The 18,594-nt window shown below is 41.1% G+C and carries 21 protein-coding genes; 13 read left to right on the forward strand and 8 right to left on the reverse strand.

The features are described from left to right. Positions 1 to 299 precede the first annotated feature (299 nt). The 6 genes from BA70_RS00790 (at position 300) to liaR (ending at position 4,845) form a co-directional block, all read left to right on the forward strand. Complete coding sequence (locus tag BA70_RS00790) at positions 300 to 692, forward strand: V-type ATP synthase subunit I (protein ID WP_034316899.1); 393 nt, start codon at positions 300 to 302, stop codon at positions 690 to 692. Positions 693 to 707: 15 nt separating this feature from the next. Further along, positions 708 to 1,373, forward strand: coding sequence for a stress responsive protein LiaH (gene liaH, locus BA70_RS00795; RefSeq protein WP_034316902.1), 666 nt, complete (start codon positions 708 to 710; stop codon positions 1,371 to 1,373). Positions 1,374 to 1,484: 111 nt separating this feature from the next. After that, complete coding sequence (liaG, locus tag BA70_RS00800; protein ID WP_034316905.1) at positions 1,485 to 2,354, forward strand: LiaG family protein; 870 nt, start codon at positions 1,485 to 1,487, stop codon at positions 2,352 to 2,354. Between the two features lie 30 nt (positions 2,355 to 2,384). Continuing rightward, positions 2,385 to 3,149 (forward strand): cell wall-active antibiotics response protein LiaF, encoded by a 765-nt coding sequence (gene liaF / locus BA70_RS00805; RefSeq protein ID WP_034316908.1) that lies wholly within the window; start codon positions 2,385 to 2,387, stop codon positions 3,147 to 3,149. Next, positions 3,146 to 4,213, forward strand: coding sequence for a two-component system sensor histidine kinase LiaS (gene liaS, locus BA70_RS00810; RefSeq protein WP_034316911.1), 1,068 nt, complete (start codon positions 3,146 to 3,148; stop codon positions 4,211 to 4,213). The genes liaF and liaS overlap by 4 nt, the downstream gene beginning before the upstream one ends. Then, entirely contained in the window at positions 4,210 to 4,845 is a 636-nt protein-coding gene (gene liaR, locus BA70_RS00815; RefSeq protein ID WP_034316913.1) for a two-component system response regulator LiaR, read from the forward strand. Before liaS ends, liaR begins: the two co-directional genes overlap by 4 nt. Positions 4,846 to 4,887: 42 nt before the next feature. Here liaR and BA70_RS00820 read toward each other — a convergent pair whose 3' ends face one another. From BA70_RS00820 to BA70_RS00835, 4 genes are read right to left on the reverse strand one after another with little or no spacing between them, the layout of a single operon-like run. Continuing rightward, entirely contained in the window at positions 4,888 to 5,256 is a 369-nt protein-coding gene (locus tag BA70_RS00820) for a hypothetical protein (RefSeq protein WP_034316915.1), read from the reverse strand. A 37-nt stretch (positions 5,257 to 5,293) separates the two neighbouring features. After that, positions 5,294 to 6,418 (reverse strand): Ger(x)C family spore germination protein, encoded by a 1,125-nt coding sequence (locus BA70_RS00825; protein WP_034316917.1) that lies wholly within the window; start codon positions 6,416 to 6,418, stop codon positions 5,294 to 5,296. Then, positions 6,415 to 7,509, reverse strand: coding sequence for a GerAB/ArcD/ProY family transporter (locus tag BA70_RS00830; protein WP_034316918.1), 1,095 nt, complete (start codon positions 7,507 to 7,509; stop codon positions 6,415 to 6,417). Before BA70_RS00830 ends, BA70_RS00825 begins: the two co-directional genes overlap by 4 nt. Then, complete coding sequence (locus BA70_RS00835) at positions 7,496 to 8,920, reverse strand: spore germination protein (protein WP_034316921.1); 1,425 nt, start codon at positions 8,918 to 8,920, stop codon at positions 7,496 to 7,498. The genes BA70_RS00830 and BA70_RS00835 overlap by 14 nt, the downstream gene beginning before the upstream one ends. A gap of 113 nt (positions 8,921 to 9,033) precedes the next feature. On the opposite strand from BA70_RS00835, the gene BA70_RS19225 reads away from it, so the two are divergent. The 3 genes from BA70_RS19225 (at position 9,034) to BA70_RS00845 (ending at position 11,145) form a co-directional block, all read left to right on the forward strand. Then, a complete protein-coding gene (locus BA70_RS19225; RefSeq protein ID WP_003213147.1) occupies positions 9,034 to 9,201 on the forward strand; it encodes a YvzF family protein in 168 nt (55 codons plus the stop codon). An 87-nt stretch (positions 9,202 to 9,288) separates the two neighbouring features. Then, positions 9,289 to 10,683, forward strand: coding sequence for a class II fumarate hydratase (gene fumC / locus BA70_RS00840; protein WP_034316922.1), 1,395 nt, complete (start codon positions 9,289 to 9,291; stop codon positions 10,681 to 10,683). A 123-nt stretch (positions 10,684 to 10,806) separates the two neighbouring features. Then, entirely contained in the window at positions 10,807 to 11,145 is a 339-nt protein-coding gene (locus BA70_RS00845) for a hypothetical protein (RefSeq protein ID WP_034317442.1), read from the forward strand. 21 nt (positions 11,146 to 11,166) lie between these two features. Here the strand turns inward: BA70_RS00845 and BA70_RS00850 are convergent, their stop codons facing one another. Further along, positions 11,167 to 12,045, reverse strand: coding sequence for a TetR/AcrR family transcriptional regulator (locus BA70_RS00850; protein ID WP_034316925.1), 879 nt, complete (start codon positions 12,043 to 12,045; stop codon positions 11,167 to 11,169). Positions 12,046 to 12,237: 192 nt separating this feature from the next. On the opposite strand from BA70_RS00850, the gene spxO reads away from it, so the two are divergent. Next, complete coding sequence (gene spxO / locus BA70_RS20240; protein WP_003212782.1) at positions 12,238 to 12,402, forward strand: anti-adapter protein SpxO; 165 nt, start codon at positions 12,238 to 12,240, stop codon at positions 12,400 to 12,402. 21 nt (positions 12,403 to 12,423) lie between these two features. Here spxO and BA70_RS00855 read toward each other — a convergent pair whose 3' ends face one another. Continuing rightward, the gene (locus BA70_RS00855; protein WP_034316928.1) at positions 12,424 to 13,755 is read right to left on the reverse strand and encodes a HAMP domain-containing sensor histidine kinase; all 1,332 of its coding nucleotides are present in this window, start codon (positions 13,753 to 13,755) and stop codon (positions 12,424 to 12,426) included. Then, complete coding sequence (locus BA70_RS00860) at positions 13,752 to 14,429, reverse strand: response regulator transcription factor (RefSeq protein ID WP_034316931.1); 678 nt, start codon at positions 14,427 to 14,429, stop codon at positions 13,752 to 13,754. The genes BA70_RS00855 and BA70_RS00860 overlap by 4 nt, the downstream gene beginning before the upstream one ends. A 336-nt stretch (positions 14,430 to 14,765) precedes the next feature. Between BA70_RS00860 and BA70_RS00865 the strand changes: the two genes are divergently transcribed. After that, positions 14,766 to 16,151: a S1C family serine protease gene (locus BA70_RS00865; protein ID WP_034316934.1), complete on the forward strand. Its 1,386-nt coding sequence runs from the start codon at positions 14,766 to 14,768 to the stop codon at positions 16,149 to 16,151. 41 nt (positions 16,152 to 16,192) lie between these two features. On the opposite strand, the gene BA70_RS00870 is transcribed toward BA70_RS00865, so the two are convergent. Continuing rightward, positions 16,193 to 17,035 carry an oxidoreductase gene (locus tag BA70_RS00870; protein ID WP_239646600.1) on the reverse strand — a complete coding sequence of 281 codons (843 nt, stop codon included), beginning with the start codon at positions 17,033 to 17,035 and terminating at the stop codon, positions 16,193 to 16,195. 126 nt (positions 17,036 to 17,161) lie between these two features. Between BA70_RS00870 and BA70_RS00875 the strand changes: the two genes are divergently transcribed. Together BA70_RS00875 and BA70_RS00880 are read left to right on the forward strand one after the other, a co-directional pair. Beyond that, a complete protein-coding gene (locus BA70_RS00875) occupies positions 17,162 to 17,608 on the forward strand; it encodes a YusW family protein (RefSeq protein ID WP_193352333.1) in 447 nt (148 codons plus the stop codon). Between the two features lie 146 nt (positions 17,609 to 17,754). Continuing rightward, a complete protein-coding gene (locus tag BA70_RS00880; protein WP_008347057.1) occupies positions 17,755 to 18,585 on the forward strand; it encodes an ABC transporter ATP-binding protein in 831 nt (276 codons plus the stop codon). The last annotated feature ends 9 nt before the right edge of the window (positions 18,586 to 18,594 follow it).

An 18,594-nucleotide genomic window follows, 5' to 3' on the forward strand; every position in this document is an offset into this window, starting at 1 on the left:
ATAGAACATAGCCTAGATCCCTTTGAGAAGAGTCATTTCAACAGAATCGATGGGGCATCTTTAAGTTCCTTGTTTCCAGGGCTTACAGTGAACGTAAAATGAATCTATCTAAGGTCGTTAACTACTTTCAGCTTGTAAAAAAAACTTCTCTACAAGCTGAGTGCTTTTTAATTAGATTCAAAGGCAAGTCTGAACATAGTTACGACTCTGGTCGCAATCAAAGATCAATCTGCGACACGTTTTGCTGGCTTTCTTTTTTGACTATAGTAAAAGCAAGGAGTAAGAAAGGAGGCATGAAGATGAAAATAACAGGTAAAACAATCATCGGTTCAATTCTTATGTTTGTTGGTTTATCCATCTTCTTTGGTGGTTCACTAGGAGGGCTGATCCCAACTCTAATTGGGGCGTGGCTCATCTATGTAGGTGTAAAAAAATATGATAAAGGCAGTAAAACCACAGGTGTCATTTTAGCTGTCATCGGTGTGCTGCTCGTCGTGCAATCTTTGCCATTTTTACTCGGAATCGCATTTGCTGGAGCACTTCTCTATTTTGGCTGGACAATGCTAAATGGTGAATCTGCTAAAGAATCATCAGGCAGATCATATAGGGAGCCAAACACGGCACCGCACATGGAAGAACCCATCAACACGTCATTTGATCAAGAATGGGAAGATTTTTTAAAGAAAAAATAAAGGGAGGAATATCAAATGGTATTAAGAAGAGTAAGAGATATGTTTGTTGCAACCGTCAATGAAGGCTTAGATAAATTGGAGAATCCACGTGTGATGCTGAATCAATACGTTCGTGATATGGAGGACGATATTGCCAAAGCGAAACATGCGATCATCAAACAACAAACAATTCAGCAAGGCTTCCTGCGTCAAGCAAGTGAGACAGAAGCATTTGCTGATAAGCGAAAGAAGCAGGCTGAGCTGGCATTTCATGCGGGAGAGGAAGAGCTTGCACGAAAAGCGCTCACTGAAATGAAGTATTTTGAAGATAAGCATAAGGAGTATCAGGATGCCTACCAGCAATCTGTGAAACAATTGAAAGAGCTGAAAGAACAATTGCAGCATTTAGAAACGAAGCTGCGTGATATTAAAGACAAGAAGCAAGCACTCATTGCAAGAGCCAATGCCGCACAAGCAAAGCAGCATATGAACGAATCCATTAATAAAGTAGACAGTGAAAGTGCATATAAGGAATTTCTTCGAATGGAGAATCGTATAGAAGAAATGGAGACAAAAGCAGGCAGCTATGCACAATTTACAGAGCAAGGTGCATATGCTCATCTAGATTATGCCGATGAGGTTGAAAAAGAATGGCAGAAGCTCAAGTTGGAGAAGAAGCCTGAACAGCAGCAAGCAAAATAAGGAATATGTGTCAAGTCGGAAGAAAAGTAGGTTTTTTCTTCCGATATTTAATTTCTTTCTGGTTCGCTTTTCCTTATAATAAAAAGGTCAAAAGATAAAGGGATGATATGAATGAAGCGGTTAATCGGTCTAATTTGTATACTTGTAGGAGTTCTTTTAATGATTGGGATGCTTTTCAAAAATGGAGATCTCTTTCATTTGAGTTTCTCCCGTGAAAAAGCGGTGACAACAGCTTCAGCGAAAAAAGATGAGGTTGATCAATTGGATATCTCTCTTTCTCTATTTCGCGTGAAGGTGGTGCCTGAGAATCGTTCTGATATTTCCGTGTCTGTTGTCAATGGAAAAGGAAAGATGTATGCGGAGCAAACAGGCGGTACATTTAAAATCCGTGCTGAAAATAAAGGATTCTTGTTTTTCTCTGGCTTTGAAAAGGGAGAACTCTTAGTGAAGATTCCAACAGATTATCATAAAAATGTGAAGATTACGGGTGGAAGTGGTGTGAGTGAGGTAGATGGCGAAGGGAAGCTGTCTCTTCAAGATGTGACGCTCAAATCAACGAGCGGACGCCTGACAGCTGAGAACTTCTCAGCAAAGCGTGTTGAAATCAATACCACATCCGGCAGATTGGCGGTATCTCATATCGATGCCGAGGATAGTGATATCAGTACAACATCAGGTCGTGCGGATATTAAAAATGTCAAAGGGCAGCTGCAATTGGGTATGACAAGCGGTAGGTTGACTGCCAGCTTTGATACAATTGATGCACCTGTCTCCTTTCAAATGACATCTGGCAGTGCGAAGTTGAACTTACCAGATGAAGGGGACTTCAAGGTTCAAACAAGGAAAACGACTGGAAGTATCGATCATTCTTACAACTTTGATCAGGTCGATAATGAAGGACGAGGCTTTATGGGCACGAGAGGAAAAGGAACGCACTTAGTCGATATTGAAATGACAAGTGGCAACTTAAAACTACGGTAATGAACGTGAGAGAGGAAGGAGGCGAGTCAACTGCGTTTTTCAAGAAATCAAATCTTAGGCATCATTGTTGTGATTTTTGGTATTAATCTATTTCTCAAAATTATTGGGATCGGAGCAGATTTGTTTTGGCCTGTGTTTTTTGCTCTAGCTGGCTATTGGCTGCACTCACGATCCAAACGTTGGCTCGGTTCAGTTTCCTATATTTTTGCCGGCTTTCTCTTCTTGAAGTTTCTGCTCAATATCACTTTTAGTTTAACAGGATATTTATTTGCTGCCTTTTTGATCTATGCTGGTTATCGATTATTGAAGAACAAACCCGTTTTTGATGTCGATAAAAAGGAATCATCAAAGAAGGAAAAACCTTCACTGAAAGTCAATCTTGAAAAAAAGAGCGACCAAAAGAAAACAAAAAGCCAGACAAAGCCAAACAAAGAGCATGACTTTTTTATCGGTGAAGTCAGGCTGATGAAAAAACCGTTTCAATTAAGTGATTTGACGATTTCAGGCTTTATTGGTGATGTCAAAATCGACTTATCAAAGGCCATCATCGCGGAAGAAGAAAGCACGATCGTGATTAGTGGACTCATCGGAGATGTAGATATTTACGTACCGCAGGATATTGAAGTATGTGTGAGTGCTTCAGTCGCGATTGGTGATATGAAAATCATTGATGAAAAAAGAAGCGGGTTCGGCAGTAAGGTTTATGTGATGACCAATGATTACGATGAGAGTAAGCGAAAAGTGAAAATCTCCATTTCTCTACTGATTGGGGATGTGGATGTGAGGTACTTATGAAAAAACTGCACTTAGGCATCCAGTGGCAATCTGTTCGTCTCGCAGTAGGGATCTCGCTCGGTGTTGTCATCATGACGACGCTGCCAATGTTTTTATATTATCAGCTTGACCCCATGATCCTGCTGTCTACGCGGTGGTTCGGCATCCCGTTTTTTTGTATTTTACTCATCATTAGTCTCGCCATTGGCGTTTCAGCGGGCCATGTGTTTGGCTACCAGCATAAGAAGCGTCTGGATCAGCTTGTGGAGTCGATTTTGAAGTTTGAAAATGGGAATTTCGCGTATAGGCTGCCGTCTCTAGGTGATGATGAAATTGGCTTAGCGGCCGATCAATTAAATGAGATGGCGAAACGGATTGAGGGGCAAGTAGCCTCCTTACAAAAGCTCTCAAATGAGCGGGCTGAATGGCAGGTTCAAATGAAGAAATCGGTTGTTTCAGGAGAGCGTCAGCGTCTAGCACGTGAACTACATGATGCGGTCAGCCAGCAGTTATTTGCGATTTCCATGATGACCTCTGCCATTCTTGAAGGAATGAAGGAACAGGACGAAAAGGTTTTAAAGCAAATGCGTCTTGTCGAACGAATGGCTGGCGATGCACAAAATGAGATGCGCGCACTACTTCTGCATCTAAGGCCGATCACGCTTGAAGGAAAAGACTTGAAAAAAGGCTTGATTGAGCTGCTAAATGAATTCCAGGCAAAGCAGCCGATTGATATTGATTGGGAAATCGAAGATGATGTCCCGTTATCTAAAGGGGTGGAAGATCACCTATTCCGAATTGTGCAAGAAGCCCTTTCAAATGTGTTTAGGCATGCAAAGGCGACAAAGGTAACCGTGCGTCTGCTCATTAGAAATCGGCAAGTGCAGCTGAAGATTATCGACAACGGTATTGGTTTTCAAACGGATCATGTGAAGACGACGGCCTCCTACGGACTTGAATCGATTCGAGAAAGAACAAGTGAAGTGGGCGGTGTCGCAGAGATTATGTCATTTGAGGGAAAAGGAACACAAATTGATGTGAAGGTTCCCATTTTTGATGAAGGAAAAGGAGAGAACGTTCGATGATTCGAGTGCTTTTAATCGACGATCACGAAATGGTGAGAATGGGGCTTGCCGCCTTTTTAGAGGCACAGGCTGATATTGAAGTCATCGGTGAAGCGTCAGATGGACAAAAAGGTGTAGAGCTAGCGGTTGAACTAAAGCCAGATGTGATTTTAATGGATCTTGTGATGGAAGGGATGGATGGTATCGAAGCAACGAAAAGAATTTGTCAGAAAATCGAAGATGCCAAAATCATCGTTCTGACGAGCTTTATTGATGATGATAAAGTCTATCCAGTCATTGAAGCTGGTGCTTTGAGCTACTTATTAAAGACATCCAAGGCAGGAGAAATTGCTGATGCTATTAGGTCTGCGAGTATCGGCGAACCAAGACTTGAATCAAAAGTGGCTGGAAAAGTCATGAATAAACTCCGTCATTCATCAAATGGGTCAATCCTGCACGATTCATTAACAGCAAGAGAAATGGAAATATTGAAGCTGATTGCGGATGGGAAATCGAATAAGGTCATTGCCGAGGAATTATTTATTACAATTAAAACGGTGAAGACGCATATTACCAACATTCTTTCAAAACTCGATGTAGAAGATCGCACACAAGCGGCTGTGTATGCACATCGCCATAAGCTGATTCAATAAAAAAACAGCTTTCAAATGAAAGCTGCTAGAACATGCGTAAAATTAGTCCTTCTGTCCTGTGATCGGACGTTCGGATAGTTGATGGAGTTCAGGAACTGGAAAAGCCTCCTGCTCCACGGCCGATTTGTCTTCCAGGGTTTTCTTCATTTCGGATAATAGCTTTACGCTCTCCTTTGCCACTGCTGCTTTTTTCTCCTGCAAATCAATGATCTGTGATAGTCCGACGAATAATCCGCCTCCAATTAGAAGGAGCGCAGGGGTTTGTCCATAATAAATCACGATCAATAATGTGCTCGAAAAGCTGTCGGCTTCAATGAAGAAATCTTCTTTTGACTGCATGAATACAACGATTAACAGAAGTATTCCTAAAATCAAAAATAGAATGCCGGCCGAAAGTAAAGCTCGTTTCATGATTGACACCCTTTTTTTCTTACCATTTTAACATACTCTATAAGGATTGTGTTGCGCCCTTAGTCCCGAAGTCACGGATTTTCACATTTGCCTTGTAATGAATATCCGATTCACTAAAAATCTCATCCCAATGCTTTGCTTCTTTTCGAAAGTCCTTCGGGTATGCAATACTCGCTTTTTGATAAAATCCACAAATATCTGCTTTGAACTCGTGCTGTAATACTTCGGTGAAATTCTTCACGTTGTTCTCTATCTTCTGTTGAACAATTTTCTCTACCTTTCTCAGGTATTTTTCATCAAAGGCATTTTCACGCTTATTCCAATCCTCTGACAACCTTCCCTCTATCTCAACCGTCACATCAAATTGATATCTTCCGCTGGCTGATTTAGTTGTTCGAACCTTTTGCTTTAGTTTAAACAACTCATATGAATAGATATTATTTTTATCGTCTTTGAATTCAATTACTCCACCCTTTGCTTTACCGGTTAATAGATTATAGGCCTGTACATCGAGAAGAGAGAGATTCGTTAAAAAGCGTTTGTTTTTAATAATAGAAGCTCCGTCAATCATTAATTTTCCTTTGTCTTGAGAGACCCTTGGGATAGCAAATGATACATTGTTTTGCATGGCTGATGAAATATCCCCGAGAGATACAGGGGGAAATAATTGAATAGATGACTTTGTGTTCTGAGCAATATCATATAGGGTCGATGATGCTGGTTGCCCATCATCATTGATTTTAAGCAGTTCACCAGGTTTTTCAGAGGTCATGAATACTAGGCTGCCTCTGCGAGTTTCATTATCCCGAATAAATTGGTTAATCACCAAATCAAAATCGTTTTCATTAATGAGCTCTTGAGAAAACAGATAAATTCTCAGCTGCTGTGCGAAAATGCGGTGACTTTTGAGCGTAGTGGATCGAAAGATTTGGTGTACAGAATTACCGTTTGTTTCAATGATTTTGGTCGGGTCTTTCACACTAGCTTGCTGGTCAATTTTTTGAGGCACGAGTACTTGCAAGGATAGCTTTAATTTATGATCATGATCACCTTTGTCAAGTGCATAGCCGATGGCCATGTTCAGTTCTTCAATATTTGTACTGTCCCAGCAGCCGCATAACAAGATAAGGGGCAAGAGGGTGAGGACCGCTCTCTTTTTCATGTTGATTTTCTCCTCCTTTTCAGAACCACAATAACGAATAAGAGAAAGGGGAGTATTCCGAACAAAAGGAAAAATAGATTGTTCACATATATTAAATAATTTCGCACTGTATCGACATCCTTTGGGAAAATGGCCGCAAAATAGATCACAATTGTCATCAGCGCAAGCACCATTATTTTAGGAAGCTTGGTTAGTTTTGAGACACCGATTGCTGCAAAGAATGTATAACCAACAAAGCTTGTATAAAGCTGGACAAGCCATACGATCAGTAAAAATGATTCAAATCGTTCAATAAAAATACCTTGGATATCAAAGGATTGAAACAAAGCAATGGTTGGCCAAGTCAACGTCGCCGTTTCTTTTACAGTGAGCGCACCAACGACAAGCACATAGGTGAAGATATAAATGATCGAAGGTATCAAAAAGCCGACTGTACTGTATGCAAAGGTGTGTTTTTGAGTTTTCATATATGCGGGCATAAACAGCATCATCTCGATCCCTACAAAAGATATTGCCGACGCATTGAGTGATTTCATGACAGGGGAGAAGCCTTCTCCTAATACGGGCCGGAGATTATCTAGCTTAAACTCTTGTAGACTGAAACCATAGGCGACAAATAAGATGATGAGTGTGACGATGAGAAAAAAAGGACACAGCCTGGCAAAATCACCAATCCCACCAATCACAAGATAAAAGCCGACCAAAATAAAGCTAAGTATTGTGACAGTTGTTGGCGTGTTTTGAAGCAGGAAGAACTTCACCATTTCCGACATGGCCCGTACTTCATAACTGGCGACGCCAAGAAAATAAATAATGATCAACAGGTTGGCAAAAGAGCCAATCCATTTCCCAAGCCCTTCCTTCGTATAATCATAGTAAGAGGAGAAAGGAACCTTTTTCATCATGAGCACGTTCACAAAAATAAACACAATGTAAACGGAACTCATCAGTAAGAGTGCAATCCAGCCGTCAGGTGTAGATGCAGCCTGAGCCATCGCTCTTGGCATGATCACCATACTTGCGCCTAGTGTGGTATTGGCAATAATGGCACTTGCCTGATAGCTTGTAATCGACTCTTTATGATTGACCATGTCGTTCTCCTTTCTTTTGATTTTTCAAAGGCAATCGAATGATGGAATTGTCTTCGTTTTTATAACTGAACACAAAATCCGGCGAGAAGTACGGTGTGCCAAAGCTTTTTTGGCGAGTCAAATGTGTAAGTAGTACGAGCATGAACAGCACAAGCCCGTATAAGCCAAATGCAGCCGCCGTAAACATGGATACAAAGCGAAGCACGCGGAATGACATGCCCATCCCGTATTGAGGAACGGTAAAGGATGCAAGTGCAATAACACTCACGATAATCACCATGATCGAGCTCACAATATGAGCTTGTACGGCAGCCTGTCCAATGACCACTCCGCCCACAAGTCCGATCGTTTGACCAAGTGGATTTGGCAGCCTTAAGCCAGCTTCCCGTAATAGCTCAATGGTCATCTCCATAATGAGTGCCTCCACAATAGGTGGAAAGGGGACATTCTCCCTTGTGCTTGAGATCGAAATGGCCAAAGTGGTTGGTAAAAGCCCTTGATGGAAGGATACGAGAGCAATATAAATTGCTGATAAAAACAGCGTGAGAAAGATCGAGGTAAATCGCAGCAAACGAATAAGAGAGGCGGCGATCCATCTTTCATAATAATCATCAGGTGATTGCATAATCGTCGCAAGGGAAGCAGGCACAATTAATATAAAAGGCGAATGATCGACAAAAATGGCGACTCGCCCATTGTTCAAAGCAGAGGCGACTTTATCAGGTCGTTCTGTGTTTTGAATTTGCGGAAAAGGAGAATACACATTGTCTTCAATGAGCTCCTCAAGAACACCAGAGTCTTGTATATCATCAATGGTGACTTGTTTGAGTCGTTTTTTTACCTCTTTTAAAACAGAGGTTTCAACGATACCGTCAATGTACATGATGGTCACTTGGGTGTATTTCTTTTCCCCGATCTTCATGTCCACTGTTTTAAGGTCAGGGTTTTTCAAGCGCTGTCTCACGAGAGCCAAGTTCGTGTTTAAATCTTCAATGAAGCCAACTTTTGGCCCTCTTACGACTGTTTCAGATGTAGAATCCCCTAAACTGCGTTTCTTCGTTCCCTTCGTCTCTAAAATATAAGCTTGTTGAAATCCGTTAATCAAAACCACACAGTGTCCTTGAAAAATCGCATCAATTATTTCTTCAAATGTCTTCACCGTACGGGTTGTCATCATCGATAAATTGGATTCCAGCTTCTCTTTTGTCAGAGAGGTATGATCTTGCAGCAGCAGCTTTAAGAAGGTTTGAATGTGCATGGTTTCGTTCATTTCTTTAATGTATAAATAATAAACAACCTGTCCGTGAGGTAACGTTTTTTTCTCATGGATCAAATCGTCCATATCCTTTAACTGCGGGAGAATGACGGAGAGATTATCGTATAAGTGCTCTTTCAATGGAGTTTGATTCAAAAGGATCACCCGCCTTAACATCTTTTTCTTAGCATTACCTGCTTGAAAAAACAATATTCTGTGTTACATTATTTTGTGGTAAAAGAAAGAATGAGGGTTTTGGAGGAAACAAGATGGCACAAATTCGTTTAGCAGGAACAAAAGAGGAGATTGACCGTATTCTACAGTCGTTTGACAAGCATTACGAGGTGACGTATACGTCAAAGGATTACGGAAAAACGAACCCAAAATACAAATATTCGAAGGATGTTCGCGTTTATATTGAACTAAAATTAAAATAAAGATAAAATTTTAATTGAAAACGCTTAAAGGATTTTCGTTTTTTGTATAGAATAGAGTTGAGTGATGAAGCTATGGAGGGATACATAATGACGGAATTTAGAATCGAAAAAGACACAATGGGCGAAATCAAGGTGCCAAAGGACAAGTTCTGGGGTGCACAAACACAACGAAGCAAAGAAAATTTCAAAATCGGTTCTGAGAAAATGCCAAAGGAAGTTGTGAATGCGTTTGCAATTTTGAAACGTAGCACAGCGATTGCCAACGAACGTCTTGGCAACCTTGAAAGTGAAAAAGCAGAAGCGATTGCTGCTGTATGTGATGACATCATCAGCGGAAAGTATGACGAGCATTTCCCGCTTGTTGTTTGGCAGACAGGTAGTGGAACGCAAAGTAACATGAACATGAACGAAGTCGTTGCAAATAGAGCAACTGCTTACTTGAAGGATAAAAATAGTGAATTCAGCATTCATCCGAATGATGACGTAAACCGCAGCCAAAGCTCAAATGATACATTCCCAACTGCTATGCACGTAGCAGCTGTTTTAGCTGTGTACAAAAAATTAGTACCTGCGATTGATCAGTTAAGAGCAACTCTTGATGAGAAAGCAAAGGCGTATCAAGAGATCGTCAAAATCGGTCGTACGCACCTGCAAGATGCAACACCACTTACAGTTGGTCAAGAAATTAGCGGCTGGGTTTACATGCTGGATCGTTCGAAAGAAATGATTCTAGAATCAACTGAGAAAATGAGAGAGCTTGCGATTGGCGGAACCGCTGTTGGTACAGGGATTAACGCACATCCTGAGTTTGGTCAATATGTCGCTGAAGAAATCAGCCAGCTGACAGGTCAAACATTCAATTCTTCACCAAATAAATTCCATGCGCTAACAAGCCATGATGAAATTACGTATGCACACGGTGCCTTAAAAGCACTTGCGGCTGATTTAATGAAAATTGCTAATGATGTGAGATGGCTTGCAAGTGGTCCTCGCTGCGGAATTGGCGAATTAATCATTCCTGAAAATGAGCCAGGAAGCTCTATTATGCCAGGAAAAGTCAACCCAACCCAAAGTGAAGCTTTAACAATGGTTGCAGCGCAAATCATGGGAAATGATGCAACAATCGGTTTTGCAGCAAGCCAAGGAAACTTTGAGCTTAATGTATTTAAGCCGGTCATCATCTATAACTTCCTGCAATCAGTTGAGTTACTTGCTGACGGTATGAACTCATTCCATGACAAATGTGCAATTGGAATCGAACCAAACCTAGAAACAATCGAGAAAAACTTGAATAATTCATTGATGCTTGTGACGGCACTTAACCCGCACATCGGGTATGAAAATGCAGCGAAAATTGCCAAACTTGCGCACAAAGAAGGATTAACATTAAAAGAAGCAGCACTTCAATTAGAGCTCTTAACAGAAGAGCAGTTTGAACAGTTTGTCAAACCAGAAGAAATGGTGACACCGAAAGCAAAATAAGGAACCAGGGGCGGCTGCCCCTGGTTTTTATTTGAACAAAAATATAGAGGTGAATGTTTGTTGAGAACGTTAAAAACAAGATTTATCAGATGGTTACGTACACGTGATGTAGAATTTTTTCAAGTGATCTCGCACGACTCTAAAGAGTCGGCCTTTTTGTTATATCTTGATCAAAGGCGGTCGCAGGATGGTAATCATATTGATGTATTTTTGATCTCTCATTTTGACCTGTCAGAAGAAACATATGAAGATGTTTTAAGTTTCAATAATGATATGCTTGGCTCTAAGCCGAATTGTTCGTATTGTATGGACACAATATCAGTGGAAGAAGAATTTGAATTTGATTTTCCTTGTGACATGCTTGCCATTCAAAGATATGTAGATAACCTACTAAAAAGAGTTCAAGCCAACAAACTTCCTGCACTGACAGAAAAGGATTTTAATTATTTATCACAACAATAAACCCAGGGGCTGCCCTGGGTTTTACAAGTGATCCTCTTTCAAAATGCGCAAAAGTGATTCAGAGATGGCTTGAAGCGGCACGTGCAATTTCAGTTGATACAGCATGCCTTTGACGATGACTTGTCTTGGCTTTTGTTTGTTGAACTCATTTTCTAAAATGCCAAGCGCTTCAAATAAATCAGGCTCGTCTTTCACTTCATAGTGTTCTTCTGCAAGCTCTCTTAATTCTTTTAACAGAGATTCGGTCAGCGGGTCGAATGACCGTTCATAAATAGGACCAAACCAATCACTCGCTTGATCTACGGAAATGAGCGGAACATCGTTTCTCTTCATCATGCCGCCCATCAAATCATCAATACGGTGAATCATGGTTGTGGCAAGCTCCTCAGCCTCTAGCTGAAAATCATATAAAATCGCAAGCTCAAAATAAACGTGACTCATGCCCTCTATCGTCAAACAAAGATCAGCCATATAAGGAATAGCAACGTCTCCATACACCTGTTTAATGTTATCAATGTGAAGCTGGATGGTCGCAAGCCTAATTTGTTTCGCGAGCTGCTGCGTTTCTTCATTCAATGGAAGCGCTCTATCGCTCAGCTGCATTTTAATAAAATCTTTTTGCTGCAAAATATTATCGTAATAGACAGTGAGCTGTTTACGATAGGCTTCTTTTGGTGTGCCGCCCTCTGTTTGAACCTCGTGAATGCGGGTAAATACCTTATCGTAATAGTAATGCAAGATCGAAATGAGCAGTGCTTCCTTTGATTTAAAATAAAGGTAAAAAGCACCCTTTGATATATGGCAATCATCCGCAATTTCCTGAACAGACGTTGTATTGTAGCCTTTACTGGCAAATAATTTCATGCCGGCCTCAATAATCATTTTTTCTTTCTTTTTCAATATGGATGTCATCCTTTCTTACCGAGAGACAAATGTCTTAGGGAACGTACGCAAAGAGATGTGACTTATCGGTCATAAACGACGAAAGTTTTCAAAAATTAATCAGATTGTAACTTGTTTTTTACAGTGTAATTCTTTATATTATAAAGTAAGGTGACCAACTGGTCAAAATATGTGAAAGGATGATGTTCTATGAGAGAAATCGATGATATGATTAGACGCTTGCGAACAAAAGGGATTCAAGTAGAAAAAGTCAAAATGCCGAAAGAAACCACAATTGAAAAGAAATGGATGTATCAAGCTGGCAAGAAGATCAAAGCCACATACCGTGATTTCAATGGGTATTCATTCATCTAAAAAAAGACTGCGGTCAAAAACCTACAGTCTCTTCTTTGGAACAGTGATCGTATAACGTACACCTAGATCATCATTTTCAATAGATATGGACGCTTGATGCATTGAAAGGATTCTTTTGACAATGCTTAATCCAATACCGAATTCGCCCTTTTTTCCCTTACTAAAAGGTTCGTATAGGTTGGATAGCATATGTTCTTCAATTGGAGGACCGTCATTCCGAATGACAATGCGGACTTGTTCCTCTTCCTGCTTCATATGAATATCAATTTTACTTTTCGCGTAGCGAAGTTGATTTTCTAGTACATTTTCAAATAATTTGCTCCATTGTTCTGGATCGCCTTCAAGTGTAGCCTCATCATCTAAGTCCACGTTCCACTGCAATTCATTTTTCGACCAGCGTATTCGGTCGACCACTTCCAGCATCGTATTACTCACGAGGAAGGAAGAATGTGCGGGGTGTTGTTTTGATAAATAATCAAGCTTTGTTAAGTACAGCAAATCCTTGATTTTCTTCTCAAGCTTTTCCGCTTCACCTTCGATGACTTCTACCGTTTGTTCAAGATCTCCTTTGGGGAAAATACCATCTTTAATGGACTGCGTATAGCCGCGGATGACCATGACAGGTGTCTTTAAGTCATGTGATATATTTTGCAAAAGTGTTCGTTCCGTTTCATCCTTTTGAATGAGTTTTTGTCTCATTTCTTCAATGGTGTGACCGAGCTTGCCGATCTCATCTTGCCGGTCAACGATCACAGGGTCGTCCCAGTCCTCTTGTGCAATCCGCTTCACGTGCTTTTCAAAGGCAACGATCGGACGCGATAAGTAGCGTGCAAGCCAAATAGATGGAATCCAGCTCAGTAAAATAACGGTGCCTAAGATAAATATCAGCTGTTTAAACAGCGTAAAGGACAAGTCGTCTCGATAAGAATCTGGTGCATAAGACAGGAGAATATATTGTGTATTGCCTGTTGATACCTTTTTGATCACAAAAAAGATATGCTGGCCATTGACCTCTTCAGAATAGCGTTTTGTTGCGCTTTTTTGCTTTTTTACAAAGGATTGGACCTTCTCAATAAACGCATGCGGGAAAAACTGCGCCATCTGATTTAATTCATCAGACGGGATCAGAATGTGCTGAACCGAGCGATTTTCTGGAGTCGACTTTGGCGAGCCGTCTCGGTTCAACGGGTATTCTGTTAGCACTTGCTGCTCGTTCTCGATGTTTTTATAAATTTCATTCGTGAAGAAATTACGTAATGTGTTTGAAAATAAAATGATCAGGACAATCGAAATCGTCAGCAAAATGCCGGAAATCACGACCCAAATTTGAAAAGCGAGTGGTTTGTTCTTCATCCCTTTAGCATCCTATAGCCAAATCCATAGATGGTCTCGACTTTTAAGTCAGGCATTTTTTTGCGCAGCCGTCTGACAAGGTCATCGACAACACGATCTGTCCCGAAGTAATCGTGTCCCCAAATCCTGACGAGTATATCTTCTCGTGAAAAAGCATGTCCTTGATGATGTGTAAATAAGAGCAGTAAGTCAAATTCCTTAGAAGTTAAGTTTATGAGCTGATCCCCTTCATACACCTCTCTTACATCCTCATGAATGACATAGGAGGAAACGGGTGTGATGCTTTGCTGCTGCGGGGTACCGCTGTTTTTATACACAAGCTCCAGCAGTTTTTGCACCCGGATAATCAGTTCACGCGGAAGAAATGGTTTCGCAATGTAATCACTGCTCCCTAGCTCTAAGCCGAGGACACGATCAATATCTGCATCACGTGCTGAAATGAAAATGACCGGTACGTCAGGTGACGCGGCTTTGATTTCTTTAATGAGTGTGTAGCCGTCTGTATCAGGCAGCATGATATCTAAGATCCATAGATGCGGCGGATTGTTCATTGCCTTACGTGCCGCTTCTCCGGTTAAAAAAGAGGAGACATTCCAATTTTCACTTTCTAAATATTTGGTTAATAGTTCATTTAAGTTTTGTTCATCTTCAACTAAATATATGGTGTACGACAAAGTCTTCCACATCCTCTCAACGTCATTATAACGGGATACAAAGGCGGCATGTCAACAATCACACGCTTTTTTCACAATTTCACATATTCTTCTCATCATTATCCCATAATGTTTGATTATGATAAGCTCAAGGGAAAAAAGGGCATAGACAAAAAGCTGATAAATAGGTGCTTTTCACCAATGTGCGCACCTTGCTTTTTTTCTATGAATAAGTATTATATAATTTGACATATTGCCATAAAGTATTTTCAATGATTTTGCCATTAAGAGGACATGAGTCCTATCTACACATATGAATGAAGCATGTCATGAAAATGATGCAAAGGAGTGCAAGCGATGGATTTCCGAAGAGAAGATGAAGAGAAAAAGATGAATCATCAAGAAGACGCACATCAAGAAGAAACACATCAAGAGAATGAACAACAAATAGACGAACCACAAAAAGAGAAAGAACTCGTTTTTCACCATCATGAAAACGAAACATCTGCATCTCAGGAGAGTGTGACAAACAAATCTCCTCAAATGATGGATGACCGTGCTTCTAAAAAAGAGAAAAAACGGAAGGCAGCATGGCTGAGCCCGATTCTTGGAGGGATTATTGGCGGAGGTCTTGTGCTTGGCATTACGCCGCTTTTGCCGCAGTCACAGGATACAGCTGCAAACACTCAAACCCAAACAGCGTCAAGTGAACCAGCAACCTCGGATAATTTCTCAACAAAACAAATCACCAATGCTACGAATGTAGCTGATATGGTAGAAGATTTAGAGCCGACTATTGTAGGGGTCTCAAACTATCAATCTACACAAAATTCGTTCGGTCTTAGCGGTGATTCAACAGAAGCTGAAGCTGGAACGGGTTCAGGTGTCATCTTCAAAAAGGATGGCAAGAAGGCGTACATTATTACAAATAACCACGTAGTCGAGGGTGCCAATAAATTAAAGGTCACGCTTTATGATGGGAAAACAAAAGAAGCGAAGCTAGTTGGCAGTGACGTCATGACAGATTTAGCCGTTGTCGAGATTAACGCTGACGGTATTGATAAAGTGGCAAGCTTTGGTGATTCTTCTAAGCTTCGTGCTGGAGACAAAGTAATCGCCATTGGAAATCCGCTCGGTGCGCAGTTCTCAGGTACTGTGACAGAAGGGATTATTAGTGGTGTTGACCGTACCGTTGAAGCGAATACGTCATCTGGTACTGTTGAGATGAATGTGCTGCAAACAGATGCAGCGATCAACCCAGGGAACAGTGGAGGTCCACTGATCAATACGAATGGTCAAGTGATTGGTATCAACAGCTTGAAAATCAGCGAAAGCGGTGTGGAATCACTCGGATTCGCGATTCCAAGTAACGATGTGAAACCGATTGTAGATGAGTTATTAAAAAATGGAAAAGTCGAACGTCCTTATCTTGGCGTACAAATGATTGACCTAGAGCAAGTGCCTGAAACGTATCAGGAAAATACGCTCGGATTATTTGATAAACAAATCGGCAAAGGCATTTACGTAAAAGATGTATCAAAAGGATCCCCTGCACAAAAGGCAGGCTTGAAATCTGGAGATGTGATCATCAAGTTTAAAGGGAAAGACGTGGCGAACAGCTCTCAGCTGAAAGAAATTCTTTACAAAGAAACAAAGATTGGCGATAAAGCCACAATGACCGTTATCCGTGATGGGAAGAACAAAAACCTAGATATTACCCTTGGACAGTCTGATAATGAATAAATGAAAACAGGTGGATGAAAGGTCCACCTGTTTTTTTGTGCTTATTTTTTTGATGAGAGTGTACGTAAGATGATTTTTTCCCACAAGTTCCAAGGCAAGAGCTGCTTTGCTATGAATGAAAGTCGAACGCCTTTCCCAACAAGATATCTTAGCTTTTTTAGCTGTTTCTTCTCTGCAAGTGTGACAACGAGCTCCGCGACTTCACGAGGATCTCCGTAGTTAGATTTCTGGGCATCGATATAGCCCATCATCTTTTGATAAATGCTTGTGTATTTAGAATCTTTTGCTGGCTGAATCATCTGTTCGTTCATGGAGGTGTTCCAAATATTTGTTTGGAAAGAGCCTGGCTCGATCAAGGCCGCCTGTATCCCAAACGAAGCCAGTTCAATCCGCAAGCTCTCAGTATAGCCCTCTAAAGCAAACTTGGACGATACATACGGAGAGAGCGCGGGCATTCCCATTAACCCGCTGATGCTGCTCATATTGAATATCTTTGCACCACTTGTCATGAACGGAAGAACCGCTTGTGTCATTGCCATTACACCAAAGACATTCACCTCGAACTGCTCGCGGTACGTGTCAATAGGAACCTCTTCAGCAAAACCAGCATAGGCTGTCCCTGCATTGTTCACAAGCAAGGTGATGGGTGCATAGGCATCTAGCTTTTTCTTAAATGCTTGAATCGACTGCGTGTCCGTCACATCTAATGCTTCAATATGTATAGATTCGAATAAAGAGGCTTGCTTCATTTCTTCGGCGAGCTTTTTGGCATTGGCTTCCTGCCTGACACCAGCAATCACTGTATAACCTTGCTTGGCGAGGCGCATCGTGATGAGTTTTCCAAAGCCGCTATTGGCACCAGTCACAATGGCTGTTTTTTTCATCATCTGGTTCTCCTTTTGGCGTATATGTTTTGTTTTCATTTACCATAACACAGTGTTTAGTTGAATAACGAAAAGAAGCTTGGAGAAGAATAAAAAACGATGATGTGAAATAGGAGGATACACATGATGTGTTGGAAGAAGGCGGGACTAATAGGAGTGCTGCTCTTTATGCTGTCCGGCTGTCAATCAATCGAACCGTTACAACATACAAATGAAGCAGAAGCAGAGAGTCTGTCAGCTGTTCAAATGAAGGAACTGCCATTTCAGCATCTGCACTTCCAAGTACAATATGGACAAAAAAACGAGCTATACGAAGCTACCTACCGTCAGGCGAGCGGCAAAGAAGAAGCGCTCATTCGCGATCATATGAATGGTGTCCGCTATGAGGGAGAAGAAGCTTTGCGAGAGTTGAAAATGAAGTTAAATGATATGTCTATTCCTAGTGCAAAGCTGAATGAGACGTATGTAAATGAACTGTTAGCTGCTTTTAATTTAGATGACGATTATCAGCGGATTCAGGTCGATATAAAGCTCGAAGATGGGACAAAACGTACATTCCAAAAAAAGAAGTAAACGAGACTTTCTCAATTTTTAATTGAAAATGATTTTCAAGATCACTTAAATCTGATACACTAAATTGAGATAAGTGATCTTTTACGTCTATACATAGACGATATTCAATATAAAAATTTGGATGAGAAAAGGAGCGTTTGAGCGGAATGAGTGCCATTTCTACTGAAGGTTTAAGCTTAGGCTACGGAGAAACAATGATCATAGATGAACTAAATGTATCGATCCCTAAGGGTGAAATCACAGTATTTATTGGCAGCAATGGATGCGGTAAATCCACGCTACTTCGCTCTTTGGCCCGTCTCATGAAGCCAATGGGTGGGTCTGTCCTGCTTGAAGGTCATTCCATTGCCAAATTACCAACAAAGGAAGTAGCGAAACAGCTCGCTATTCTTCCGCAAGGACCAGAAGCGCCAGAAGGATTAACCGTGCATCAGCTAGTGAAGCAAGGCAGATATCCTTATCAAAATTGGCTGAAGCAGTGGTCGAAGCAAGACGAAGAAGCGGTGAATCGTGCACTGAAGTCAACAAAGATGGAAGACCTCGCTGATCGAACGGTTGATTCATTATCAGGTGGACAAAGACAGCGTGCATGGATTGCGATGACGTTAGCGCAGGAGACAGATATTATCTTGTTAGATGAGCCGACGACGTATTTAGACATGACGCATCAAATTGAAATCCTTGACCTTCTTTTTGACTTAAATGAAAAGGAGCAGCGCACGATTGTGATGGTTCTTCATGACCTCAATCTCGCATGCAGATATGCGCATCACCTTGTTGCCATTAAAGACAAGTCGATTTATGCAGAAGGTAGACCAGAAACCGTTATTAACTGTGATCTCGTCAAAAATGTCTTTGATATGAATTGCCAAGTGACGACAGATCCTTTATTCGGAACACCATTATGTATTCCGCACGGCAGAGGACGCTGTATTGTACAACAAGCGCAAGCCGAGACATTTCTTGCTGCAAGATAATCGTATGTC

This window comes from Bacillus zhangzhouensis (genome assembly GCF_000715205.1).
Classification (GTDB): domain Bacteria; phylum Bacillota; class Bacilli; order Bacillales; family Bacillaceae; genus Bacillus; species Bacillus zhangzhouensis.